The sequence below is a fragment of the Streptomyces monticola genome (assembly GCF_042665355.1).
Lineage (GTDB): Bacteria > Actinomycetota > Actinomycetes > Streptomycetales > Streptomycetaceae > Streptomyces > Streptomyces monticola.
The window spans coordinates 41,415-64,888 of the sequence record NZ_JBHTCF010000003.1 but is presented as its reverse complement, the minus strand read 5'-3'; the positions used below and the strand labels follow the sequence as shown (position 1 = coordinate 64,888).

Here is a 23,474-nt window from a genome sequence, read left to right as displayed (position 1 = left end):
CGTACGGGCGGGCGGCCTCTCCCGGCTTCGCTCAGCCGGCCGAGCGAAGCGGCGCCTGTTGGTCCGCAGGTCCCACCATGGGTTCCATGTCCCCGCGCGACCCGTATGCCAACAAAAGCAAATGCACTGCGTGAATCTCCTATTTCTGCCGCTTCTGGCTGAGGTCGGCAATTCTGCAGCACGACGGGGGCCTTGCCGCAAGGCCCCCGGTGGGTTATAAATTGAGAGTGGCAAGGAGAGCGCTCCTTGCCTTTTCTGTTTTTGTGGCCAGGCTTTCCCGGCCCGCTGCCGTCGGGCCTTTCTCTCCTGCCCCCCCGCGAAGTGCCGTTTTCCCGTGATGTTCCCCGTGTTGTTCTCAGACGGACGGGTGCGGCTCCCCCGGCCGGAGCTTTCGGGCGAGCAGGCCGAGCAGCACGGCATTGACGAGGCCGGCCAGGGCCACGCCGACGGAGAAGATCAACGGGCTCAGCCAGGCCAGCGGGGAGTCCCACTCGGGGGCCGGTACGAGGAAGGCGAGGGTGCTGAGCGGCGCGGTCGTCATCCACGGCCAGATCGCGGCGAATCCCGGATCAGGCGCCACGTACGCGGCGTACAGAAAGAACCCCAGTGACGCCGCGACCACCGCGAGGTACCCGCGGGCGAGCCAGTTGTCCACCGCGGGCGCCAGCAGGGCCCTGATTCTCCGCAGGCGGGGGCGTGCAGAACGCTCCATGTCGGTTCCTTCCACTCGGAGTTCGGAGTTCGGGGTTCAGGGATCGCGGGACATCGGCTCACGCGTGCCGGGCGGTGCGCACATCGCGGACGTGGTGTGCCAGGGTGCCGAGCACGGCGGCGTTGACGAGGGCGCTCAACAGCAGCCAGGCGCCCCAGAAGGCGAGGGCGAGCGACTCGGTCACGGGGCCGCCCTCGGTGCCGGGACCGAAGGGAAAGACCATGCTCACGGCGGAGAGAGGCGCGGTGAGCAGCAGATACCCCGCGGCGATACCGCTCTCCGGGAAGACGGACGCGACCGTGACGGAGGCACCGAGGGCGGCCCAGTAACTCCGGGCGGCCCAGCTGTCCGTGGCAAGCGCGAGCAGCCGGCGCAGCCGCGGAAAGCGGCGCGGGCGTGCGGCGTTCGACATCGCGGGCCCCTTCGGATCGGTCCGTAAGTGATGGGGTCCACAGTGGACCGAAGGGTGCGCTCTGGCATGAGTACGCGTACTCATCGTGGGGCGGCGGAGCGGGGCGCCCTGGGTGGCAGAAGCCCGCACGGGGCGGGCACGCCCTCGGTGTCCGTCATGCGCCGTGCTGTCTCAACCTCCCTTTCCTGGCCGCTACTTGGCGAAGGTGGTGCGATAGGTCGTGGGGGAGACGCCCACGACGCGCTGGAAGTGGCGGCGCAGTGTGGTGGCCGTGCCCATGCCGACCGCTTCCGCGACGTGCTCGATGCTGTCGCCCGTGGTTTCGAGCAACTCCTGTGCACGCCAGACGCGTTGGATGATCAGCCACTGGTGCGGGCTGGTGCCGGTCACGGCGATGAACCGGCGGCTGAAGTGGCGTCGGCTCATGGCGGCCCGGCGGGCCAGCTGAGGGATGGTCAAGGGCTGGTCGAGGTGGTCCAGGGCCCAGTCGAGGAGGGAGGAGAGGCCGTTGCTGTCGTCGGCCGGATCCTCGTGGTCGTGCTGCGTCATGGGGGTCTCGATGAACTGCGCCTGCCCGCCCGCGCGGTGCGGCGCCACCACAAGGCGTCGCGCGAGGGTGTTGGCCAGCGCCGCGCCGTGCTCGGTGCGGACGATGTGGAGGCACAGGTCGATGCCGGCGGCCTGACCTGCCGCCGTGAGGAGGTCGTGGTCATCGATGTACAGGACGCCGGGGTCCACCTCGATGTCGGGATACTGCTGGGCCAGCCGCTGTGCGTACATCCAGTGCGTCGTCGCCCGGCGCCCGTTGAGCAGGCCCGCGGCGGCCAGGACGAAGGCCCCGGTGCAGATGGAGGCCACGCGTGCGCCGCGATCGTGGGCCTCGCGTACGGCCGCTACGAGGTCTGCCGGCGGGTGGTGCATGGCCGAGTCGCAGGCCGGCACGATCACGATGTCGGCCTGCGACAGCTCGTCGAGGCCGGAGACGGCTTCGGCGCGCAACCAGCCGCCGATACGGGCGTCGGGCGGTGCGCAGACGGTCAGCTCGTAGCCCGCGGCGACCGCATCGGGGTTGCCTGGCCCGAAGATCGCGCAAGGGATCCCCAGCTCGAACAGCGGCATGCCGTCGGTGACGGCGAGCGCGACGGTGGTCATGGCACAAACTGTACGACTCACGGCATTGTTGCCAGTGGACTCGGCCGATCTGCGGCGGCGAGGATCGATGGCATGACCGACCGAGTGGCTCAGGCATCGCACGGGAGCCGTCCGGGCTCTCCACGGCTGCCGGCCGGCCACGGCGACGGCCGTGCTTGGCCGGCGATCGCCGTGGGCGTCGCGGCCGTCGGCTGGGGGGCCAATCAGTTCGCGCCCCTGATGCTGATGTACCGCGCGGAGCTGGATGTGGCGAGTACCGGCGTGCAGGCGACCTACGCCCTCTATGCGCTCGGCCTCATCCCCGGGCTGTTGCTCGGCGGCCCGCTCTCCGACCGGTACGGGCGCCGTCGGGTGCTCGTACCCGCCCTGCTCGTCTCCGCGCTCGCCAGCGGACTGCTCATGCTCGCCGGATCGTCGGTGTCGTGGCTCTTCGTCGGGAGACCGGTCGCCGGTGCCGCCAGCGGCGCCGCCTTCAGCGCGGGTACCGCATGGATCAAGGAGCTCACCGTCATCCACGGCGGTCAGCATGCCCACGTGGGTGCCCAGCGGGCGACCGTCGCCATGACCGCGGGCTTCGCTGTCGGCCCGCTGGCCGCGGGAGTGGTGGCGCACTTCGCGCCGCATCCGGTCGTCAGCTCCTACCTCCCGCACGTGGTGCTGACCCTGGCGGCCGTGCCGTTCGTGCTCCGCACGCCGGAGACCCACCGGGGCGGCAGGGACCTCGTGCTCTGGTCGCGCCTGGGGCTGTCGAAGGCCGGTGCGCGCCGGTTCCGGCGCGTCGTCGCACCGCTGGCCCCATGGGTCTTCACCGCGTCGTCGATCGCGCTCGCCTACCTGCCGGGCCTGGTACGCGACCAACTCGGTGACGCCGCGCTGCTGTTCGGCGCCTTCGCGACCACGTTGACGATGTGCGCGGGCATCCTGGTCCAGCCGCTCGCCCGCCGCGTCACCCGTCCGGACCGGCCCTACCTCATCGCCACCGCGCTCGGCATCGTCGTCGTCGGCCTGGTGCTGGGCGCCGTGGCGGCGGCGAGCGACCAGTGGTGGCTCATCTTCCTCGCCTGTCTCGTGCTCGGCGCGGGCTACGGCTGCTGCCTGGTATGCGGGCTGATCGAGGTCGGGCACCTGGCCGGCGAGGAGAACCTCGGCAGGCTGACCGCCGTATTCCAGGCCCTCGCCTATCTCGGCTTCGCCGCGCCTTATCTCCTGGCGGTCTTCGAACCGGTGCTGTCCGTGCCGGTACTCCTGGTGATGGTCGCCGTGCCGGCACTGCTCACGCTCTTCTGGGTCTGCCGACAGGGTGCGGATGAATCCGTGACCGCATCGGTTCCGGAAAAGACTGTCACCTGAACCGGATCGCCGAGCCGTTCGTGAGGGACCGTGCTCATGTCCTACCGAGCAGAGCAGGTCGGCGCGTTCTCGTTCACTTCATCGTCACGACGACCTTGCCGGCCTTCGCGCGCCCCTTCTCGACGTATTCCATCGCCTCCCGGGTCTCCTCGAACGGGAAGACGCGGTCGACGACGGGGCGGATTCGTCCGGAGTCCACGAGCGGCGTGAGGTCGCGGAGTTGGGCGCCGTCGGCCTTCATGAACAGGAACGAGTACGTCACGCCGCGGCGCCTGGCACGGCGCCGGGTCCTGAAGCTCAGCGCGCTCATCGCGAGGCGCAGGACCGCGTTCGTGCCGAGCTCGCGGGCGAGGGCCGCGTCGGGAGGGCCGGCGACGCTGATGACCTTCCCGCCGGGCTTGAGTATCTGAAGGGACTTCTCCAGTGTTTCGCCGCCGAGGGTGTCCAGGACCACGTCGTACCCGTGCAGGACCGACTCGAAGTCCTGCTTTCGGTAGTCGACCACGACGTCCGCGCCCAGCTCCTTCACCAGGTCGACCTTGGCCGTGCTCGCGGTCGTGGCCACATACGCGCCCAGGTGCTTGGCGAGCTGGACGGCGAGGGTGCCGACGCCGCCGGAGCCCGCGTGGACGAGGACCCTCTGCCCCGGCTGCACCCGTGCCCGCTCGACCAGCGCCTGCCATGACGTCAGGGCCACCAGAGGGAGGGACGCGGCCTCGGCCATGGTGAGCGTCGCCGGCTTGGGCGCGACATCGTCCTGGTGGACGGCGATGAGTTCGGCGAACGTGCCGATACGGTCCTGGCCGGGCCGCGCATAGACCTCGTCGCCCACCGCGAACCGCGTCACGGCCGGACCGACCCGCACCACCACCCCGGCGAAGTCGTTGCCCAGGATCAGCGGGAGCCGGTAGGGCAGGATCGCCTTGAACTCCCCGTCCCGCAGCTTGAGGTCGAGCGGGTTGACGCTCGCCGCGTGGATCTGCACCAGGACGTCGTCGGCGCCCACCTCAGGGTCCGGCGCATCGGCGATGTGACCGCCGTCCTTGTCGCCGTACCGCTCGATTTTGAAGGCCCTCATCGTCGGCTCCGTTTCCGGTCTCTTTGCTCTGGTCGGTGTGCTGGTGTTCTGGTCTTCTTGTCCGGGTCTTCCCGTTCGGGAGGGACTGCTCCCCGCTGTACGAGCGGGGCCGCGCCGTCACGCCATCGGTACGGCCGGGGCGATGACACGGCCGGCGTCGCCTCCCTGGGCACCGGCCAGGGAGGCGACGACCGCCTCGTGGGGAACCCCGAGCGGCACCTCGCTGACCTCGGGCAGGCGGGCGAACAGCTCGGCGGTGAGGTCGACTTCCAGCGCGCCCAGGTAGCTGTCGAGCCGGCTGAGACCGCGCGGCCCGACGATCGGGGCGAGCGAGGTCGCGGCCCGTGCGGCCCGCTCCCGCACCCACGCCACCGGCACCTGGGGGCGGGCGTCACGCCGCTCTCCTCGGCCACCGCGAGAACGGTGTCGACGACGGCGGCCCTCTGGCCGGTGCTCTCCGTGTGGCTGACCTTCCCCGAATCGCTCAGGCGCCCCTCGGCGCTGCGCCGGTACTTCCCGGTGAGCGGTCCGCCGCCGAGCGGGGACCACAGGGCGGCGCCGAGCCCGGGGCTCTCGGCTGGAACGGGCTAAAGAGCGGCCAGGCTCTGCTTGACGTGCCGGGAGGCCTCGTCGGCGAGGATCTCGGGCAGTCCCGTCTCGATCCCGTGCAGGGCCTGCTCCGCGATGTCGGCGGGGTCGGCCTTCTGGTCGGCGGGAACGCCGTCGGCCATGTCGGTGTCCATCCATCCGACGTGCAGCGCCGAGACGGTGATGCCGCGTGGGCCCAGTTCCTCGCGGACGGCGTCGGTCTGGGCCCATGCCGCGGCCTTGGACGCCGCGTACGACCCGAGCCCGGCCGGGTGCATCCACGACAGCACGGACAGGACGTTGAGCACGGCGCCGCCGCCGTTGCCCTCGATGACCGGTGCGAAAGCCCGCGTCACGGCGAGCGGGCCGAAGAAGTTCGTCTCCATGTCCCGCCGGACCGCGTCCGGATCACTGGCCAGCAGCGAACCGGCGGCGGCGATCCCGGCGTTGTTGACCAGCAGCGTCGCGTCGGACGCGGTGCGGGCGGCGGCCCGTATCGACTCCTCGTCCGTCACGTCGAGCCGCAGCGGGGTCGCGCCGGGCAGATCCACTGTCTCGGGGCGGCGGGCCGCCGCGTACACCTTCGCTCCGCGCTCCACGAGCCGGGCGGCCAGATGCCGGCCGAACCCCCGGTTGGCGCCGGTGATCACTGCGACCGTGTCCTTCAGTTCCATGTCCGCTCCTGCTTCTGATTCCTGCCGCCATTAGATTTCGACTGCAATCTAAACTTGAGCATAGGATAGATGCCAGTCGACATCCAAATGGGAGGTGGCCGGTGGGCCGCGTATCGCAGGCGCAGGCGCAGGAGAACCGCAGGCGGGTGGTGGAAACCGCGTCCCGCCTTTTCCGGGAACAGGGCACCCACATCAGCGTCGCCGACCTGATGAAGGCGGCAGGTCTGACCCATGGCGGCTTCTACAAGCAGTTCGCCTCCAAGGAGGCGCTCGTCGACGAAGCCACCGCCCACGCTTTCGGCGAGCTCACCCGGCAGCGCGACGACGGGCTCGAGCAGCACGCGGGGCAGCGTGAGGCCGCCCAGCGGGCGCTGATCGACATCTACCTCTCCACCCGGCACCGCGACAGCGCCGGTGACGGGTGCCCCGCCGCCGCGCTCGCCGCCGACATGGCGCGCGAGCCCGAAGACCGCGAGGTCCGCCGTGTCTACACCGAGGGCGTGGGCGACTTCGCAGAGTGGCTCGACACCGGGGACGAGGACGGCATCACGCGGCTGTGCACCATGCTCGGCGCGCTCCTCCTCTCCCGGGCCACCAAGGGCTCCCCGCTCTCCGAGGAGATCCTCGCCGCCGCGCGTACGTCGCTGACGGCGGCCGACTGAGCGTCGAGTCGGAGTCGGGGCGGGGCCGCAACGGTGCCGGGAGGTGAGGCCGGGCCGAACTGCTCTCCGCGATATATGACCTATATGTGCTTAAAGTGGCGCCATGGGCAGCGACGATCTTCCCGCCCCCCGTCTCCTCATCGGCTGCAGCGAGGCCGTGACTCCTGAGCGCGCCCGTGAGCTGTGCCTCGCCGTGCTGCAGGCCGACCCCTTGATCGCCGTCACGGGGCCGGAACTCGCCGAGCGGGCTCGCACGGAACAACCGGACCTCATCCTCACGGCGGTGGACCTGCCCGAGGAGGACGGCTTCTCGGTGGTCCGCGGACTGCGACGGGACGGCGACACCGTGCCCGTCGTCTTTGTGACCTTCCGGGCCGCCCAGCACGACGTCATCAGTGGCTTCATCGCCGGCGCCGACGACTACATCGGCTGGCCCTTCGACACCACCGAGCTGCAGCTGCGGATCCGCGCGCTGCTGCGGCGCAGCCAGTGGGAGCGCGGGGCCAGGGCGGCCGCGACGGCGGATCCCCGCACGCCGGGAGCGCGCGGCGCGGCCGGTCCGCCGGTGCGCGGCGTCGGGGACATCGAGATGGACACCGCCACGCGCACCGTCACCCGGGCCGGTGCCCCGGTCGACCTCAGCCCCACCGAGTACGCCCTGCTCGGCTTCCTGATGGACCACCCACGGCAGGTCCTCAGCAGGGAGCAGCTGCGGGAGGCGGTCTGGGGCGGGCACGTCGGCCTCGAGACGGTGGAGACGTTCGTACGGTATCTGCGCCGCAAACTGGATCCGCTCGGGCCGCCCGCGATCCACACCCGTCGCGGGCACGGCTATGTCTTCGACCCGGACGCGGGCCAAGGTCCGGGCCCGCGGGCTCCGCAGCGGCGGGACTGACGCCCCACGCCTGCCGCCGTACGCCGGGACTTTCGGCGATTTTCCGGTGAGCTTCCCGGGAACTACACGGCACTCCTCCGCCTGAATCTCCGGGTTCGTCACGTGCCATTGAAGGACCGGCAAACGAGACGACGCGGCGATCGGAGGACAGGCATGGACGGGAACCGAGGGCGTGATCGCCGCTTTCCCGGCACCGCGGTCTGCGGCGGGGAGTGGGCGTCGGGCTACCCGGCGCGGTCCCGCCCCCTGCTCACCTGGGACCGGTCGATGACCGACGCGGCGGCCCGTGCCCGTGCGCGGCTGCGCCAGGAGCTCTCCGGTCACCCCGCGGGCGACCGCCTCGTGGAGCTGGTGCTCATTGCCGCCGGCGAACTGGTCGCCAACGCCCATGAGCACGCTCCCGGGCCCTACCAGCTGCGCCTCACGGCCGGCCCGGTCCCGCGGATCGAAGTCCTCGACCGGGGGTCGGGGCTGCCGCCGCGCGCGGTGGCGCGGGCCCGCACCGCCCAGGGCCTCGGGCTCGGCGTCGCGGGACGGGGCCGCGGACTGATCATGGTGCATCGCGCGACCGGGGGAGCCTGGGGCTCCAGGGCCGTCGCCGGCGGGCACAGCGTCTGGGCCGAGCTGGGCGGGCGCTGAGCCGCCGCCGACAGTCGCTTGCCGTATCCAGTCACCTTTGCCGCACCCGCACCCGCACCCGCCACCTTCCGCTGCGCGCCGGCAGTGCTTGCGCGGCCTCAGCCATCCGCTGACGCCTCACGCCGTCCGAACTCCCCGCAGGGGTCGGCATCGGCGCCGGACGAGGCCGGAAGCGGTTCCGGAAGTACCCGAACCCCCGAGAGGGAGACCATGACACTCGCCCATCCTGTACTGAGCGTAGTGGTGCCATTTCACAATGTGGACGCCTATCTCGCCGAGTGCCTGGAGTCGATCGCGCACCAGACGTTCCGGGATTTCGAGGTGCTCCTCGTGGACGACGGGTCCACGGACGGTTCCACCGGGATCGCCCAGGACTTCTGCCGCCGCGACCCCCGTTTCCGCTACGTCCGGCAGGACGCCCACGGGCCCGGTCACGCCCGCAACACGGGCCTCGCGGCCATGCATCCGCAGAGCGAGTTCCTCGCCTTCGCCGACGGTGACGACATCGTTCCGGCGCACGCCTACCGCCTGATGCTCGACACCCTCGCGCAGTCCGGCTCGGACTTCGTGTCCGGCAACGTGCGGATGATGAACAGCGCGAAGGTGTGGCAGTCGACGCTGCACCAGGTGCCCATGGCGAAGCGCCGGATCGGCACGCACATCACGCGGTTCGACGGCCTGATCTACGACCGCACCGTCTGGAACAAGGTCATCCGGCGCTCCTTCTGGGACGAGAGCGGCATCACCTTCCCCGAAGGCGTGCTCTATGAGGACTGCTGGGTGAACCTGGTCGCCCACCACAAGGCCCGCAAGGTCGATGTCATCACCGATCACATCTACGTGTGGCGGCGACGGGACGGCGCGGCCGCCCCCTCCATCACCCAGCGACTGGGCGAACTGGGCAATCTCCGGGACCGTGTCCTGGCCGTGCGGTCGGTGAGCCGCTTCCTGGCCGAGGACCCCGCGCGCGCCGCGGACAAGAAGAAGTACGACCTCGCCGTCCTCAAGTCCGATCTGATGCTGCACATGCGGCAGTTCCCCGACACGGACGAGAGCTATCGTGAACACTTTCTGACCTGGGCGAACGAGTTCCTGGACGAGGCGGACCCCGGCATTCTCGACCACCTTCAGGCCGCCGACCGGCTCAAGTGGCGCCTCGTGCGCGAGGGCAGCGCCGACGCCCTGCTCGAAGTCATCGAGTTCGAGCGCGAGGGCGGCCCGCTGCCGGTGCGCCGCCGACTGCGCAGCCACCTCGACTACCCCGTTCTCAGGGGCCGTTCGACCGGTCTCGGCAAGCGCGACCTCCGCGTGAAGGCGGAGCACACCCTCGCCTCGTATCTGACCGGGGCCGCCTGGGACGGCCACAAGCTGACCCTCAGCGGCTCCGCGTACATCCGTTTCCTGGACGCGAACCGCCGCCGTCACTCCGTGAAGGCCGTCGCTCTGCGCCATCCCGCTCAGCCGCGCCGCCGCAGTCTCATCACCCGGGCGAAGACGACCTACGCGCCCCAGGCGACGGAGCTGTCCCGGCAGAACCGCTACAACTACGACTGGGCCGGATTCGAGTGCGCCATCGACATCGAGCGCCTCAAGCGCAAGGGCCAGTGGAAGGAGGGCACTTGGAACGTCTCCACCGGTGTCTTCAGCCGCGGCCTGTTCCGGCACCGCGGTGTCAGCCGGGGCGGTACCGGCACCGGCGCCAACCCACCGTACCGCTATGTCGACAAGAACACCCGTGTCGTCCCGCTGTTCCATGAGGGACGGCTCAAGATCCGCGTCGAGCGGGTGCGCTGCCGCATCACCCGACACCGGCTCATGGGCGACCAGTTGGAACTCCGGGGCGTGTACCTGGGCCCCACCGTGCCCGCGGCGGGCACGTTCCGGGTCTCCGCCCTGACCGGCTCGGACCGCCACGACGCCAAAGTCTGGTTCACGCCCGGAGGCGAGGGCTGGTGCACCTTCGCCACCCGCATCCCGCTCGACCGCCTCGCCCCCGAGTCCCGCATCACCGGCGGTGGCACCGGCACCCGGTCCCTCGCAGGGGCGGGCGGCGGCTGGCAGACGACGCTGCACGTCAAGGGCCGCAAGGGCGCCCTGTACCCCGTCATGGCCGAAGGGGTGGCCGACGGCCGCTACCGGATGCCCGAGGCGCTGCAGAGCGACCGCGGTGACCGTGAACTCGTCGTGCACCGCAACGGCGCCGGCTATGCGGTGCTGTTCGAGCGCGCCGCCCTGCCCACGGTCCACTCGGCGTCCTGGTGGCAGGACGGCTCCCTGGAGATCATCGGCCGCTACCCGGCCCACGACGGCAGCCCCGGGACCCATCTGGTGCTGCGCTCCGGGGCGCACCGCACCGAGCATCCCGTGCCGCTGATGTGGGACGGGGACGAGTTCCGCGCCGTGGTCACCCCGGGTGCCATGAACAGCCTGGCGGGCAGCCTGCCGCTGGCGTCCGGTCGCTGGGACCTCGTCGTACGCCGCGACGACTCCGCGCGCGTGGCCAGTGAGGGCCGTGAAGGCCGTGCGCCGGACGTCATGCTGAAGCTGGAGCAGGACCTCGTCCACCGGTTCCCGCAGGAGACACAGCACGCCGGGCGCACCTACGAACTGCAGGCCCAGGGCTACGACCGGCTCTCGCTCCTGGTGCACTCCGCCATGCCCGTCGAGGCCCGCGGCCCGTACCGTCAGCGCCGTCTTCGCGAGGAGGTGTACGCCGCCGCGCGCACCGCGCCCACCCGCGCCGCCGTCCTGTACGACTCCTTCAAGGGCACGCAGTACTCGGACAGCCCGCGCGCCCTGCACGAGGAACTGGCGGGCCGGGGCGTCGAGTTGGAGCACCTGTGGGTGGTCCGTGACGACCAGGTCGCCGTGCCGCCGACGGCCCGCGCGGTCCGCCTCTGGTCACCCGAGTGGTACGAGGCCCTCGCCACCTGCAGGTACGTCGTCGCCAACAACCATCTGCCGCACTGGTTCCGCAAGCGCGAGGGCCAGATCGTCGTACAGACATGGCACGGCACCCCGCTGAAGAGACTCGCCCACGACCTGGATGTCATCCACTGCGCCGACCGGCGCTATCTGCGGAACGTGGACGCGGAAGTACCGAACTGGGACCTGCTCGTCTCACCCAACACCTTCTCCACCCCGATCCTGCGGCGCGCCTTCAAGTTCGAGGGCGAGACGGTGGAGTGCGGCTACCCCCGCAACGACCTGCTGTGCCGCGGTGATTCACAGGACCGGGCGCGGGAGGTGCGCGGCCGGCTCGGCATCGCCGCACACCAGCGCGTCGTCCTGTACGCCCCCACCTGGCGCGACGACCAGTACTACGCCCCGGGCCGGTACCGCTTCGACTTCCGCCTCGATGTGGCGGACCTGCGTGCACGCCTCGGCGACGACCATGTGCTCCTGGTGCGGCGCCATCCGAATGTGGTGGACCCGGTACCGGGCGCGGGCGACGGCTTCGTCCACGACGTCACCGCCCACCCCGACATGGCGGAGCTGCTCCTGATCGCGGATGTGCTGGTCACGGACTACTCGTCGCTCATGTTCGACTTCGCGAACACCGGCCGCCCGATGCTGTTCTTCACGTACGACCTCGACCACTACCGCGACACCCTGCGGGGCTTCTACTTCGACTTCGAGCGGAAGGCGCCGGGTCCGCTGCTTTCCACGTCGCGTGAACTCGTCTCCGCCATCGCCGACATCGACCGTGTCCGCACGGCGTACGCCGACCGCTATCGCGCGTTCCAGGAGCAGTTCTGCGACCTGGACGACGGTTTCGCCGCCGCCAGGCTCGCCGACCGGATGCTCACCGCGGGCGGCGACACCCTGCCCGTGCTGCCCACTCCCGCATCCGCGTCCGTTCCCGTGTCCGCGTCCGTTCCCGTATCCGTTCCCGTGTCCGCGTCGGCCGTCACGAGCCCGAAGGAGTCCGCGCATGTCTGAGGCACCGTCCCGGAACACCAGGAGCCAGTGGGGCAGGCGGCCCTTCACCGAAGGCATCGACACGTCGGGGGAGTTCCCCGTCGCATACCGCTTCAGCCATGCCCGCAACGGCAACCGCACGCTCTTCGTCGTCTTCGCGGACTTCTCCGCGCCGGGTGACTACGGCTTCTCGAACGGAGTCCTCGACGGTCTGCGCGCCAATGTGCTGTGGATCCGCGACCGCTTCGAGGGGCAGCGCAGCTATTACCTGTGCAAGGACATGGACTTCTCGCTCGCGGAGTCCGTGCACGCCCTCATCGCGAAGGTCGTGAAGGCCCTGGACCTCACCTACGACGACTGCGTGCTGTGGGGGAGTTCGAAGGGCGGCAGCGCGGCCCTGTACTTCGGCCTGCGCCACGGCTTCCGCAGCGTCGTCGCCTCAGCGCCCCAATTCGCCATCGGTACATGGGTGGATGAGCGGCATCCGGCGGCCGCCCGCTTCATGATGGGCGACGCGTACACGGAGCGGAACGTACGGGAACTGGACGCCGTACTCCCCGAACTGATCGCCGCGGAGCGGCACCGGAGCACCCATGTCTATCTGCTCTCGTCCCCGCAGGACGAGCAGTACAAGGTGCAGGTGAAGCCCTACCTGCAGCTGTTCAAGGCGTACGAGAACTTCAACTTCGTCTGCTGTGACTCACCGCTCGTCAGCCGCCACGACCAGGTGTCGATACGCAACCTGCCCACCCTCATGGGGGTTGCCGGACTCCTCGCGGACGGCATCGCCCCGCGCCTCGGTGTCGTGTGCACCGGCTATGAGCGGCCAGGCGGGGACACGAAGGGCATCGACGGCTACCTCGCGACGACATCGGTGGTCCGGGATTCCGTACGGGTGCCGAGTGTCCGGACGCCGGGGGTGCGGGGGCGCTTGCGCGGCGATGCGCAGGTGCGGCTCGAAGGTCATGCTCCGGGGGCGGTGCGTGTCAGTCTCTGGCGGGACGGGGCGTATCTGGCGTCGGCGCCGGTGAGCGCGGACGGGGCCTGGTCGTGGGTCTCCGGCGGGCCCTGGACTCCGGGGCGGCACACCGTCCGTCTCTTCGCCGTCGACGCCGCCGGGCACCAGTCCCGACGAGCGGATGCCGGCTTCACCGTGATGGACGTACCGGCCATGAAGCCGGACGTACCGGCCATGAAGCTGGACGTACCGGCCATGAAGAAGGAGTACGCCGATGTCTGAGACCGCCGCGGCCGGTGCGGGCTCGTGGGGAAAGCGCCCCTTCACCACCGGTATCGAAAGCTCCGGAGCCCATCCCGTCGAATTCCGCTTCAGCCCCGCGCGGAACGGAAACCGGCGCCTGTTCGTGGTCTTCGCGAACTTCGCGGCGCCGCAGGACTACGGCTTCTCCAACGGCGTCCTCGACGAGCTGGGGGCCAATGTGCTGTGGATCCGCGACCAGTTCGAGGGGCAGCGCAGCTATTACCTGTGCAAGGACATGGACTTCTCGCTGGAGCGGTCCGTCCAGGCGCTCATCGGGAACGTCATGAAGGCCCTTGACCTCACGCCGGACGACTGCACCCTGATGGGCGTCTCCAAGGGCGGCAGCGCGGCGCTGTACTTCGGTCTGACCTACGGCTACCGCGACGTCATCGCCATCGCCCCGCAGTTCGCCGTCGGGACGTATGTGCACGAGATCCATCCGAAGGTCGCGCGCTTCATGACGGGCGGGACACCGGCACCCGAGGCCGTGCGCAGGCTCGACGCCCTGCTGCCCGGAACGGTCCGCGCCACGGCGCACAAGGACACGAACGTCTACCTCGTATCGTCGGTGCAGGACGAGCAGTACACCACCCAAGTCGAGCCCTTCATCGGCCTGTTCGACGACTACGACAACTTCAACTTCATCCTCAGCGACTCACCCTTCATCGCCGACCACACCGAGGTGACCCGGCGCAACCTGCCGGCCGTGATGGGCATCGCAGCACTCCTCGCGGAGGGCGTCGCCCCGCGCCTGGGCCAGGTCCGCAACGGGTTCGAGGAACCCGGCCGTGACACCTCGGGCATCGACGCCTTCCTCACGTCGACGCCCCTGGTCCGCGAGGGCTTCCCCGCGCCCACGATCGTGGCCCCGGCACCGGGGCGGACGGTGTCCGACGGCGCGGCGATCCGCTTCGAAGGCACCGCTCCCGGCGCGGTGCGGGTGAGCCTCTGGGAGGACGGCACCTTCCTGGCGAACCGGCCGGTCGGCGCGGACGGCAGCTGGTCCTGGTCCCCGGCGACGCTCTGGGGCGAGGGCCCGCACACGGTCCGTGTCTACGCCGTTGACGCGCGGGGCCTGCAGTCCCCGCGCACGGCATGCGGCTTCCGGGTCGCGGCCGGGGCGGGAGCTGCCGCGCAGGCCGCGGCCGCGTAGCAACCGCAGGAAAGGGCCAGCGCCCGGCTTCGGGCCGCGATGTCCCGGCGTCCGCCCCGGAGTTGGGAGGATGACTCGGCGGCGTCGTGATCGCCGAAGCCGGGTGGGCGGGGTCAATGCCCCGGATCCCCATGCGTAGCCGTAGCCGTAGCGGCCTGCGGCTCAGCCGCGTTCGCGGAGGTACGCCTCCAGCTCGGCCGCCCCGGTCAGCATCGCCCGGCCGCGTGCGGACAGCCGGGCGCGCCAGTCGGTCAGTGCGGCCTCCAGGGGTTCGAGGCCGCCGGCCGCCCGGACCTGGGCGATCAACGGGGCGATCTGGTTCAGCAAGTAGCCGCCCCGTCTGAGCTGGTGGGCAAGGCGGATGTCCCGGACGTCGGCCTCGTCGTAGACGCGATACCCGGTCCGGGGATCGCGGCGCGGGCGCACCAGGCCGGCCTGCTCCCACTTGCGCAGCGTCGCGGGCCGGATGCCGAGCTGTGCCGCCAGCGGACCGATGAACGCGCCGCCGGACCCGGGCGCCGCGGAAGTCCCGGGCCCGGCCGCCTCCTTCGCCTTCTTCGTCTCCTTGGCCCCGCTCACCTCCTTGGCCCCGCTCACCTCCCTCGGCTCCAGATCGCGCAGGGCTCTCTCCACCGCCTGGAGGGTGCGGCGGTCGTCGAGGAGCTGGACGTGGCTCTCGTCGATGAGGCGGAGCGCCTCATCGGCCGCGCCCTCGTTCACCGCCCGCATGATCGCCGTCGCCGTCCGGTGACCGTGGCCGGGTGCCAGGGCGAGGAATGCGCGCAGGGCTCCCGCGTGCAGCGCGGTATAGGTGCGGTAGCCGTGGGGTGTGCGGCCGGCGGCCGGGAGGATGCCGGCTTCCTCGTAGTTCCTGACCGCCTGTGTGGACAGACCGTGCCCGCGCGCCAGATCAACCGGCCTGAGCTGACCACCGCTTTGAAGGTTTCGTCCCATGTTCCTGCTGCTATCGCGGAAAAGTTTCAACCGAAGGTTCAACGATACCGTTTAAGTCATGGCTACTGACAGCGACATCAAGAACTCCACCCATGCCGTTGAGGCCGCCGCCGTCATGAGACTGCTTCCGCACCGTCCGCGGGTGCTCGCCCTGGGCGAGCCCACCCACGGCGCGGACATACTGCTCGATGTCCGCAACCACCTCTTCCGGCAGCTCGTCGAGCAGGAGGGCTACCGGACGATCGCGATCGAGAGCGACTGCATGCGGGGCCTCATCGTGGACGACTACGTCACCTCGGGCACCGGCACTCTCGACGAAGTCATGGAGCACGGCTTCAGCCACGGCTTCGGGGCGTCCGACGCCAACCGCGAACTCGTGCGCTGGATGCGCGCCCACAACGACGGCAGGCCCGCGTCCGAACAGCTTCGCTTCGCCGGCTTCGACGGCCCGCTGGAGATCACCGGCGCCGCGAGCCCCCGGCAGGCCCTCACCGCACTTCACGCCTACCTGTCGGCCCGGGTGGACGAGGCCCTGCTGCCCTGCACGGCGGAGACACTCGACCGCCTGCTGGGCGCCGACGGCCGCTGGACCAACCCCGCCGCGATGATGGACCCGGCCCACTCCGCCGGGCGGTCGGCCGAGGCCAAGGAGCTGCGGCTGCTCGCCGACGATCTGGTGGCGCTGCTCGACGCGCAGACGCCGCAGCTGCTCACGCAGACCTCGCGGGACGACTGGGAGCGGGCGCGCCTGTACGGACGTACCGCCACCGGACTGCTGCGCTACCACTACTGGATGGCCGACACCTCACCGGCCCGTATGACGCGGCTGATCGGACTGCGGGACTCGATGATGGCCGACAACCTCCTGGCCGTCGCCGAACGGGACTTGACCCTGGTCCACGCCCACAACAGCCATCTCCAGCGCAACAAGAGCACCATGCGCATGTGGGACACCCCGCTCCTTGAATGGTGGAGCGCGGGCGCACTCGTGAACGCCCGCCTGGGGGAGCAGTACGGGGAGCAGTACGCCTTCCTGGCCACGGCACTCGGCACCATCCGGCACCAGGGCGTGGACACCCCGGCACCGGACACCCTCGAAGGGCTCCTCTACGCGCTCCCTGACGACCACTGCCTCGTCGACGTCCCCGGGTTGACCACCGCCCTCGGCGACACCCGGCCCGCACCTCGCGTATCCCCCTGGTTCGGCTACGCCCCGCTCGCCCCGGCGCATTTGTCGGCCACCGACGGAGTCGTCTTCGTCAAGGACGTCCCGCAGGCGCAGGGCTAGCGCCGCAGGACCAGCGCCGCAGGTGCACGGCCTGCACGGCCACCTCTCACAGCTCGATGTTCAAATGAACATCGGCATGTTCAAAATGAGTCATGGGTGTCGCCAATCGTTTGGACCTGACCCTGCGCTTGGTGCAGGGCTCCGACCGGGTTTCTGTTTCGGAGCTCTCCCATCGGCTCGGGGGCTCGGAGATGACCGTGCGCCGGGATCTGGACGCGCTGGAGCGTCAGGGCCTGGTGCGCAGGGTGCATGGCGGGGCGGTTGCCGTCCGCCCGCGCGAGGAAGGCGGAGGCTTCGCCGCCCGGGAGGGATGGCAGGCCGCCACCAAGGACCGCCTCGGCGCGGCCGTGGCCGCGATGGTGGAGCCCGGCTCCCGGGTGCTGCTCGACGCGGGCACGACGACCGTGCACGTGGCGGAACACCTGGCCGGACGCGCCCCGCTGACGGTCGCTGTGCTCAGCCTGCAGACGGCGATCGCTCTCGCGGACCGGCCGGGCATCGAACTCCTCGTCGTGGGCGGCCGGTCGAGGCCGGGTGAGCGCTCGATGGTGGGGCCACTGGCCTCCGTACGCTGGAGTCCCTGAGCTTCGACTGCTTCGTGATGTCCATCGGCGGCGTACACGCCGAACACGGCTGGTCGGAGTTCTCCCTGGACGACGCGGCCGTGAAGCAGGCGGGGCTCGCCCAGAGCGCGCGCACGGTCGCCGTCGCGGACGCCACCAAGCTCGGCGTCCGCGCCTTCAGCCAGGTCGCCCCGCTCGGCGCCGTGGACTGCTTCGTCACCGACGCCGCCGCCGAAGATCCGCAGACCCACCCCAAGGGGCCGCACACCCTCAAGGCCCTGCGGGACGCCGGCACCGAGACCCGTCCGGTCTGACATCGGTCACACGCCCCACACGCCCCACACGCCTCATGCGCCGAACCAAGGAGCACCTCTGTGAACCATGCCGCACGCGGGCTGATGATCCTCGTCGCCGGTCCCTACCGCTCGGGCACCGGTGACGACCCGCGCAAGCTCGAGGCGAACGTCCGGGCCATGAACGAGGCCGCCCTGGAGCTGTTCCGCGCCGGGCACCTCGGGGTCACCGGCGAGGCAATCGCGCTGCCGCTCCTCGAGACCGCCGGCAGCACCCGCCCAGGCGACCCGGCCTACGAGGAGCTCTTCCACCCCGTCGCCGAGCAGCTCCTCGCCCGCTGTGACGCGGTGCTGCGGATCGGCGGCCCCTCCGAGGGCGCCGACCGGATGACGGCCCGGGCCCGCGACTGGGGCAAGGCCGTCTACACCAGCCTCGACGCCGTCCCGGCCGCCCGGTGACCGCGGGCATCGACACCCCTGCCCGCCGCCGTCCGCCCCGTCCCCACCATCCGCATCCCAGGCCGGCGCGTCCGGAGACTCGGCGACCTGGCGCAGCGTACGGCCGCTGATCGCCGAGCGCGCCCGCCGTGGATCGGGCGTGCCGCCTCCGGTGCCGCGCCCGGACCCGGTGCGGACGAGCAGCCACGTCGGCTTCCCGGCGGAGCCGCCGCGCTTCTCCTCACGGCCGTGGAACTTGGTGAGCGCGTACTGGCCGCGCGGCTTGTCGCCGTGCAGCTCGAACGTGGCGTGGCCGTTCTCCAAGGCCTGTCCGAACGGCACCGGCCGGTTCTGCTTGTCATGGCTGTGCGGCAGGTACGTGCCGCGGTCCCAGACGATGACGGTCCCGCCGCCGTACTCGCCCTGGGGGATCACCCCCTCGAAGTCCCCGTATTCCAGGGGATGGTCCTCGGTGGGGAGGGCGAGCCGCTTGTCGTGCGGGTCGGTGGAGGGCCCCTTCGGCACCGACCAGGACTTGAGTACGCCGTCCACCTCCAGGCGGAAGTCGAAGTGCATGGTGCTCGCGTCGTGGATCTGCACCACGAAGGTGGGCTCGCCGTCTGTGGCGGAGGGGGCGGAGGCGGCCGACGCGGCTTCGTCCTTCGTCGCCCGCGCCGCACTCTCGCCGCTCGGCTCTTGCGTCCGGTCGAAGTGCCGTTTGTCGCGATAGGTCCGCAGTCTGTCCTTCTGGAGTCTGTCCTTCTGGCTCACGGCGCTCCCTTCCGCCGGCACCCCTCCGTCGGGGCCGCTGGTCCGGTGTGGCCGAGTACCCCTTGATTGAGCATCTCCCTGCTCGGCTCCATCGACTCCAGCGACGAGCAGCGGGACAAGCTCGAGACCGTCGTGGAAGACCGCCTGACAGGGCTGCGCTGAGCGCTCCGCGCGAAGTCCGGTACCCGGACCGGCAACACCGCACCCCCCGGCCCGTTCCGCCTAGTCGTCCCCGGCCTGCTCCGCCCGGCCGTCCCCGGCCCGTTCCGCCCGGCCGTCGCCGGTCTGCGGCGGCCGGGACGTGTCCGCCGGCCCGGCGCCGTGGATGTGGCGGGCGAGCAGGCGTCGGGCGGTGACGATGCCGTGCACGCGGGTGCCCTGCCTGTTCCGTTCGGCGACCACGAGCAGCGGGCTGCCGGCCCGGGTCAGTGTCAGCGTCGCCTTGGTGAGGGGGCAGTTGGGTGCCACCACCGGCGGTGCCGCACCGCCCGGCGGAAGGCAGTCGGCCACCCGCCGTCCGGCGAGGGCGTCGGCGGCGGCCAACGGCCCGATGAGCACGGCCAGATCGGGAACGTCCCAGACCTGATCGGGCAGCAACAACCGGAGGAACTCCGTGCCGCCGAGGAGCATGTGCGGCTCGCCGTAGCCGTCGACAGCGAGCACATACGGGTGTTCAAGCGCGGCCAGCAACCGGGCGGCGGCCAGTGCCTCGCTGTCGAGGGCGACGAGCGGGCACGGCTCCAGCAGATCGCGAGTGAGCATGAGGCCTCCGGATGGGTCGGCTCTTGTCCGCCTGCCAGACTTCCCGGCACGCCAAGAGGACAGATCGCGCCGACCTCCACGACGTCATCCTCACGCACCGGGGAAGCGCGCAGCACCCCATTCCCACCGACTTCACCACTACGCGCAGCGCTGTGAATGACGCGGCAGGGCCGGAGGTCACGCCTTGGTCCGCCTCTCGCGCCCCGCGGCCGCCGAACAGGTCACCGGCGCGTCAGTACGGCATCAAGAGCGCATAAAGACTGCCGGAAACCGGCAATGACGCAAGCTGCATGTGCGTGACAGCCTTCTTCTTGTCCACGGGGGACGAACCGGGGGATGCACGGGGATACGGAGAGAGCGGGAAACCGCAGCCGGAGATCCGGTCACGGGTTCCGGCAGAACGGGGGCGCGTTTCCCGCTCTCTCCTCCCGTCCGCCCCTCCACCCGTGGGCGGGGTACGCGAAAGCTGGCTGGTCGGGCACAGGGCAGCGACGCGTAACCTGACCTGAGAACGAATGCGGCCACGAGCCCGCCCACACGCGGGCCTCGCCCACATGTGGGCCGGCCCGACAGCGGACGCGCGATACAGCGGCCGCAGTGAACAACGGAAACAAGCACAGCAGCAGGAGTGGGGGAAGACGTGGCACGAGCGCGGGCACAAAGCGTGCGGAGAGCGGCTCAGGCCGTGGCATCGGGTGCCGATCCTCGGCAGTTGGCCGAGGAAGAGGTCCGGCGGCGCACCGGGGCCTATACCGGGAGCGGCCAGAGTCAGGGCCAGTACGACGGTGCCGGTGACGTGCGGGACGCGGTGCAGGAAGAGGGCATGGACCCGGCGGACTTCCCGGCCGCCCGCGAGCAGGGCGGCTCGATCGCCACCGTCATGACACAGAAGACCGTCTCGCTCGACGACGCCGGCGAGGCGCTCAACCGCAGCGAGCAGCAGCGCGAGGGCCGTGAGCAGGTGCACTCCATCTGCCCCATGGTGCTGCCCAAGGGACGCTCGTTCCTGAGCATGCTGCCGGTCCTGATGCTCCTCGTGCTCGGTGTGATCGGGACCGTCGCGGTCTCGGCGACGGACGACCAGCCGCTCACCAATCCGCTGTTCGGCCTCCACTACTGGGTCATCTCGCTGCTCGCCGTCGCCTTCGTCTGGTGGCGCCAGGGCATGGTCATGGTGCCGGACGGCTGCCAGGCCCTGATCACCCGCTTCGGGAAGCTGGAGAAGGTCGTCGGCCCCGGCCGGGTCATCCTGCTCAGCCCGTGGAAGCGGGTCTCGTACATCGTCAACACGACGCGCGAGTACCCCTTCAACGCGCCGGTGCGCGAGGCCCCGACCAAGGGTGGCGTGAAGGCCTCGATCGATCTGTTCATCCAGTTCCGGATCAGCGACCCGACCGAGTTCGTCTACACCCTCGGCGCCGTGCGCGGCTTCGAGGAGAAGCTCAGCAACGCCGTCAGCGAGACCATCCGCTCCCTCATCTACGAGCAGGAGGCCGCCGGCATCTACGACATGGTCGGCGAGGACACCGGACGACTCCTGGAGCAGCTGAACCAGCAGTTCCGCCCGGCCGTCGAGCTGACCAACGCCAACATCACGCACGCCGAACCGTCCGACCGCAACTACCGCATGGACCTGGCGGCCCCCGAAATGGTGCGCGTCGCCAAGGAGGCGTACACCCACGAGTACGCGCTGCAGCTGCGCAAGGAGCAGGACGAGGGCGATCTGAGCAAGGAACTGGCCACCAGCCAGGAGACGCTCTCCGCGATCCAGGCCGACATCGCCCAGTACCAGGCGCAGATGGACACCGCGGTGGAGCGCGAGACCAACCGCGCCCAGGCCCTGGCCCGCCAGCGCTATGTGCAGGCGGAGTCGGAGGCCAAGGCCAACGCCGCGCTCCTCGAGGCACAGGCCCTCGACATCCGCGCGGTCACCGCGGCCGAGGCACCGGAGATCCTCGAATACCGCTACCAGCAGCAGGTCCTCGACACCCTGGAGCAGGTCGCCGACCATCTGCCGCGCCTGGTGCGCATCGGCGGCTCGGCGGACGGCGACGGCGCCGCCGGAGTCGACTTCCTGCAGCTGGCCAAGGAGTTGGTGGGCGAGCGCGGCCTGGAGCTGTTCTCACCGCAGGACATGGCGGCCGTGCGGGCGCGGCTCGGCGAGGTCGCCGACCGGATCGCCGCACGCGAGACGGAGATCGGCGCGCTGCTCGAAGCCGTCGACACGGAGCGGCCCACCGTGCCCGCGGCACGGACCGAGGTCTCCGGCGACGTGCCCGCGGGCACGGGCGGCACCGCCGGCGACGACGACAACGGCGGCGGCACGCCCGTGGACATCGACACCGTGGAGGCCGGCCAGTGAGCACCGCGCGTAACCAGACCCGGTCGGTCATCTCCGAGAGAGTGGCCGCCTGGAGCGATATCGCCCAACTGCTGCGCGGCGGCGAGGCGGGCACCCTGATCCCCGTGATCATCCCTCGCCACCGGCGCAAGCTGTGGTGGATGCTGCCGCTGTGGCTCGGTGTCTTCGCCCTGCTCAGCGGTGTGATGCTGAGCCTGCGCGAGGGTGATTCCGGCGGTGTGTCCGAGGTCGCCTACGGCGCGCTCGCCACGGTGGCCTACATCGTCGGCGTCCTGCTGCTCATCGTCGGCGGCCTGTGGTGGTGGCGTTCCTCGATCGTCGAGATCGAGCAGGGCACCAACGGCGTACTGACCCGCTACGGCGCGGTCACCCGCACCCTGGACGCCGGCCGGCACTATCTGTGGCACCCGTGGTCGCGCGTGGACTTCGTGGTCGACGTCGCCACCGAAATCCCGTACTCGGCGCCGGTGATGGCCTGCCCGACGCAGGAGAACGTGCCGCTGCGGTCGATCGAGTTCTTCCTGAAGTTCCGTATCTCGGACGCCGTGCACTTCGTACGGACCATCGGCGCGGGCAACTTCGACCTGGTGCTCTCCAGCGCCGTCCAGGACGCCATCCGGCAGCGGGCCCGCCTCATCCGCACCGAGCGGGCGTACGACCTGCGCGGCTCGGACGTCGCCGATATGCAGGAGCTGCTCAACCGTCAGCTGTCCCGCTACGGCGTGCGCATCACCGGCTCCAACATCCCGGACGTGCAGCTTCCTGCGCAGTACCAGCAGCACTTGGCCACCCGTGAGCAGGTCGCCAAGGAGCGCACGGCATACGAGCAGGAGTGGGGTCTGACGCGCAAGCGCCGGATCGACCAGCTGGGCATGGACATCGAGCGGGCCAAGAAGGTGCGGGACGCCCGCATCGTCGAGGTGAAGGCCGCGCTCAACAAGGCCCGCGAGCAGGTCGCGCAGCTCCTCGAGGAGCAGGAGACCAACGCGCAGCGGGTGCGCTTCGAGATCGAGACGCGCGGCCGCAGCGGACTGATCTCCGCCGAGAACGAGGCCCGTGCGCAGCGGGCGCTCGCCATGGCCTACCGCGACAACCGCGCGGTGCTCCAGTACGAACTGGCCCGCCGCCGTCTCGAAGTGGGCGCCGAACTGGCCTCCAAGGCACCGCAGCCGGTGGTCGTCCGCACGGACGGCGGCAGCGACACCTCGGCCCTGTCGACGCTGCTCGCGGCCCAGCTGCTGCCGCGCCTCACGTCGGCGCCCGGCACGCTGCCCGCGCTGGACACCCGCTCTTTCGGTCAGGGCGGTGACTCCGGCCACGAGGGCTGAGGACGGCGCCGGACGCGGGCGGAGCAGCACCGGCTGCTCCGCCCGCGTCTTGCTGTGCCGGAGAGCTGGGCGGACGGCGTGCAGGACAGCTGTGCCGGACAGCCGTCGCGGACGAGTGACGACCGATGCGTATGGCTCGCGTCAATAGCCTGGAACTCCGCCTGCCGAGGGACGACGCTGGACTTCGGAAGTTCGGTGTGGAGCAAAAGGAGCGAGCC

Annotated in this window: 19 protein-coding genes and 2 pseudogenes; 12 read left to right on the top strand and 9 right to left on the bottom strand. The window is 70.7% G+C overall.

The window, feature by feature from the left end; all coding sequences use genetic code 11:
• Nucleotides 1-355: 355 nt before the first annotated feature.
• The 3 genes from ACFQVC_RS08670 to ACFQVC_RS08660 all read right to left on the bottom strand — a co-directional run bounded on the left by ACFQVC_RS08670 (nt 356) and on the right by ACFQVC_RS08660 (nt 2,276).
• The gene (locus tag ACFQVC_RS08670) at nt 356-712 is read right to left on the bottom strand and encodes an SCO4225 family membrane protein (RefSeq protein ID WP_381828484.1); all 357 of its coding nucleotides are present in this window, start codon (nt 710-712) and stop codon (nt 356-358) included.
• A gap of 58 nt (nt 713-770) precedes the next feature.
• On the bottom strand, nt 771-1,124 hold the full coding sequence (locus ACFQVC_RS08665) for an SCO4225 family membrane protein (RefSeq protein ID WP_381828481.1): 354 nt from the start codon (nt 1,122-1,124) through the stop codon (nt 771-773).
• Between the two features lie 192 nt (nt 1,125-1,316).
• Nucleotides 1,317-2,276 carry a helix-turn-helix domain-containing protein gene (locus tag ACFQVC_RS08660; protein WP_381828478.1) on the bottom strand — a complete coding sequence of 320 codons (960 nt, stop codon included), beginning with the start codon at nt 2,274-2,276 and terminating at the stop codon, nt 1,317-1,319.
• A 72-nt stretch (nt 2,277-2,348) separates the two neighbouring features.
• Here ACFQVC_RS08660 and ACFQVC_RS08655 point away from each other — a divergent pair, with 72 nt between their 5' ends.
• Complete coding sequence (locus ACFQVC_RS08655) at nt 2,349-3,626, top strand: MFS transporter (protein ID WP_381828475.1); 1,278 nt, start codon at nt 2,349-2,351, stop codon at nt 3,624-3,626.
• A 73-nt stretch (nt 3,627-3,699) separates the two neighbouring features.
• Here the strand turns inward: ACFQVC_RS08655 and ACFQVC_RS08650 are convergent, their stop codons facing one another.
• The 3 genes from ACFQVC_RS08650 to ACFQVC_RS08640 all read right to left on the bottom strand — a co-directional run bounded on the left by ACFQVC_RS08650 (nt 3,700) and on the right by ACFQVC_RS08640 (nt 5,966).
• Entirely contained in the window at nt 3,700-4,704 is a 1,005-nt protein-coding gene (locus ACFQVC_RS08650) for an NADP-dependent oxidoreductase (protein ID WP_381828472.1), read from the bottom strand.
• Nucleotides 4,705-4,821: 117 nt separating this feature from the next.
• Nucleotides 4,822-5,076, bottom strand: coding sequence for a hypothetical protein (locus tag ACFQVC_RS08645; RefSeq protein ID WP_381828470.1), 255 nt, complete (start codon nt 5,074-5,076; stop codon nt 4,822-4,824).
• 215 nt (nt 5,077-5,291) lie between these two features.
• Entirely contained in the window at nt 5,292-5,966 is a 675-nt protein-coding gene (locus ACFQVC_RS08640; RefSeq protein WP_381828467.1) for an SDR family oxidoreductase, read from the bottom strand.
• A 101-nt stretch (nt 5,967-6,067) separates the two neighbouring features.
• Between ACFQVC_RS08640 and ACFQVC_RS08635 the strand changes: the two genes are divergently transcribed.
• From ACFQVC_RS08635 to ACFQVC_RS08610, 6 genes are all read left to right on the top strand, one after another.
• Complete coding sequence (locus ACFQVC_RS08635; RefSeq protein ID WP_381828465.1) at nt 6,068-6,628, top strand: TetR/AcrR family transcriptional regulator; 561 nt, start codon at nt 6,068-6,070, stop codon at nt 6,626-6,628.
• Between the two features lie 103 nt (nt 6,629-6,731).
• Nucleotides 6,732-7,523, top strand: a complete 792-nt coding sequence (locus ACFQVC_RS08630) for a response regulator transcription factor (RefSeq protein WP_381828462.1) — start codon at nt 6,732-6,734, stop codon at nt 7,521-7,523.
• Nucleotides 7,524-7,676: 153 nt separating this feature from the next.
• Entirely contained in the window at nt 7,677-8,162 is a 486-nt protein-coding gene (locus ACFQVC_RS08625; protein WP_381828459.1) for an ATP-binding protein, read from the top strand.
• Between the two features lie 240 nt (nt 8,163-8,402).
• Entirely contained in the window at nt 8,403-12,104 is a 3,702-nt protein-coding gene (locus tag ACFQVC_RS08620; protein WP_381828456.1) for a bifunctional glycosyltransferase/CDP-glycerol:glycerophosphate glycerophosphotransferase, read from the top strand.
• Nucleotides 12,097-13,323, top strand: coding sequence for a hypothetical protein (locus ACFQVC_RS08615; RefSeq protein ID WP_381828453.1), 1,227 nt, complete (start codon nt 12,097-12,099; stop codon nt 13,321-13,323). The genes ACFQVC_RS08620 and ACFQVC_RS08615 overlap by 8 nt, the downstream gene beginning before the upstream one ends.
• Nucleotides 13,316-14,497 (top strand): Ig-like domain-containing protein, encoded by a 1,182-nt coding sequence (locus tag ACFQVC_RS08610; RefSeq protein WP_381828450.1) that lies wholly within the window; start codon nt 13,316-13,318, stop codon nt 14,495-14,497. Before ACFQVC_RS08615 ends, ACFQVC_RS08610 begins: the two co-directional genes overlap by 8 nt.
• Nucleotides 14,498-14,659: 162 nt before the next feature.
• Here ACFQVC_RS08610 and ACFQVC_RS08605 read toward each other — a convergent pair whose 3' ends face one another.
• Nucleotides 14,660-15,451, bottom strand: coding sequence for a TioE family transcriptional regulator (locus ACFQVC_RS08605; protein WP_381828447.1), 792 nt, complete (start codon nt 15,449-15,451; stop codon nt 14,660-14,662).
• A 58-nt stretch (nt 15,452-15,509) separates the two neighbouring features.
• On the opposite strand from ACFQVC_RS08605, the gene ACFQVC_RS08600 reads away from it, so the two are divergent.
• The 3 genes and pseudogenes from ACFQVC_RS08600 (at nt 15,510) to ACFQVC_RS08590 (ending at nt 18,054) form a co-directional block, all read left to right on the top strand.
• Nucleotides 15,510-16,739, top strand: a complete 1,230-nt coding sequence (locus ACFQVC_RS08600; protein ID WP_381828444.1) for an erythromycin esterase family protein — start codon at nt 15,510-15,512, stop codon at nt 16,737-16,739.
• A gap of 92 nt (nt 16,740-16,831) precedes the next feature.
• Nucleotides 16,832-17,616: pseudogene (locus tag ACFQVC_RS08595) on the top strand (DeoR/GlpR family DNA-binding transcription regulator).
• 84 nt (nt 17,617-17,700) lie between these two features.
• Nucleotides 17,701-18,054 (top strand): DUF4406 domain-containing protein, encoded by a 354-nt coding sequence (locus ACFQVC_RS08590; RefSeq protein ID WP_381829510.1) that lies wholly within the window; start codon nt 17,701-17,703, stop codon nt 18,052-18,054.
• Nucleotides 18,055-18,108: 54 nt separating this feature from the next.
• On the opposite strand, the pseudogene ACFQVC_RS08585 reads toward ACFQVC_RS08590, so the two are convergent.
• A pseudogene (locus ACFQVC_RS08585) lies at nt 18,109-18,804 on the bottom strand (DNA polymerase ligase N-terminal domain-containing protein); the annotation flags it as partial.
• A 222-nt stretch (nt 18,805-19,026) separates the two neighbouring features.
• Nucleotides 19,027-19,566 (bottom strand): CBS domain-containing protein, encoded by a 540-nt coding sequence (locus ACFQVC_RS08580; RefSeq protein ID WP_381828441.1) that lies wholly within the window; start codon nt 19,564-19,566, stop codon nt 19,027-19,029.
• 640 nt (nt 19,567-20,206) lie between these two features.
• Between ACFQVC_RS08580 and ACFQVC_RS08575 the strand changes: the two genes are divergently transcribed.
• Together ACFQVC_RS08575 and ACFQVC_RS08570 are read left to right on the top strand one after the other, a co-directional pair.
• Nucleotides 20,207-21,928 carry an SPFH domain-containing protein gene (locus ACFQVC_RS08575; protein WP_381828438.1) on the top strand — a complete coding sequence of 574 codons (1,722 nt, stop codon included), beginning with the start codon at nt 20,207-20,209 and terminating at the stop codon, nt 21,926-21,928.
• Complete coding sequence (locus ACFQVC_RS08570) at nt 21,925-23,256, top strand: SPFH domain-containing protein (RefSeq protein ID WP_381828436.1); 1,332 nt, start codon at nt 21,925-21,927, stop codon at nt 23,254-23,256. Before ACFQVC_RS08575 ends, ACFQVC_RS08570 begins: the two co-directional genes overlap by 4 nt.
• Nucleotides 23,257-23,474: the final 218 nt, after the last annotated feature.

Coding starts and splice junctions, on each gene's coding strand:
- ACFQVC_RS08655 (WP_381828475.1), top strand. CDS start 2,349: ATGACCGACCGAGTGGCTCAGGCATCGCACGGGAGCCGTCCGGGCTCT.
- ACFQVC_RS08590 (WP_381829510.1), top strand. CDS start 17,701: ATGATCCTCGTCGCCGGTCCCTACCGCTCGGGCACCGGTGACGACCCG.
- ACFQVC_RS08670 (WP_381828484.1), bottom strand. CDS start 712: ATGGAGCGTTCTGCACGCCCCCGCCTGCGGAGAATCAGGGCCCTGCTG.
- ACFQVC_RS08625 (WP_381828459.1), top strand. CDS start 7,677: ATGGACGGGAACCGAGGGCGTGATCGCCGCTTTCCCGGCACCGCGGTC.
- ACFQVC_RS08615 (WP_381828453.1), top strand. CDS start 12,097: ATGTCTGAGGCACCGTCCCGGAACACCAGGAGCCAGTGGGGCAGGCGG.
- ACFQVC_RS08610 (WP_381828450.1), top strand. CDS start 13,316: ATGTCTGAGACCGCCGCGGCCGGTGCGGGCTCGTGGGGAAAGCGCCCC.
- ACFQVC_RS08665 (WP_381828481.1), bottom strand. CDS start 1,124: ATGTCGAACGCCGCACGCCCGCGCCGCTTTCCGCGGCTGCGCCGGCTG.
- ACFQVC_RS08650 (WP_381828472.1), bottom strand. CDS start 4,704: ATGAGGGCCTTCAAAATCGAGCGGTACGGCGACAAGGACGGCGGTCAC.
- ACFQVC_RS08630 (WP_381828462.1), top strand. CDS start 6,732: ATGGGCAGCGACGATCTTCCCGCCCCCCGTCTCCTCATCGGCTGCAGC.
- ACFQVC_RS08640 (WP_381828467.1), bottom strand. CDS start 5,966: ATGGAACTGAAGGACACGGTCGCAGTGATCACCGGCGCCAACCGGGGG.
- ACFQVC_RS08660 (WP_381828478.1), bottom strand. CDS start 2,276: ATGACCACCGTCGCGCTCGCCGTCACCGACGGCATGCCGCTGTTCGAG.
- ACFQVC_RS08600 (WP_381828444.1), top strand. CDS start 15,510: ATGGCTACTGACAGCGACATCAAGAACTCCACCCATGCCGTTGAGGCC.
- ACFQVC_RS08580 (WP_381828441.1), bottom strand. CDS start 19,566: ATGCTCACTCGCGATCTGCTGGAGCCGTGCCCGCTCGTCGCCCTCGAC.
- ACFQVC_RS08605 (WP_381828447.1), bottom strand. CDS start 15,451: ATGGGACGAAACCTTCAAAGCGGTGGTCAGCTCAGGCCGGTTGATCTG.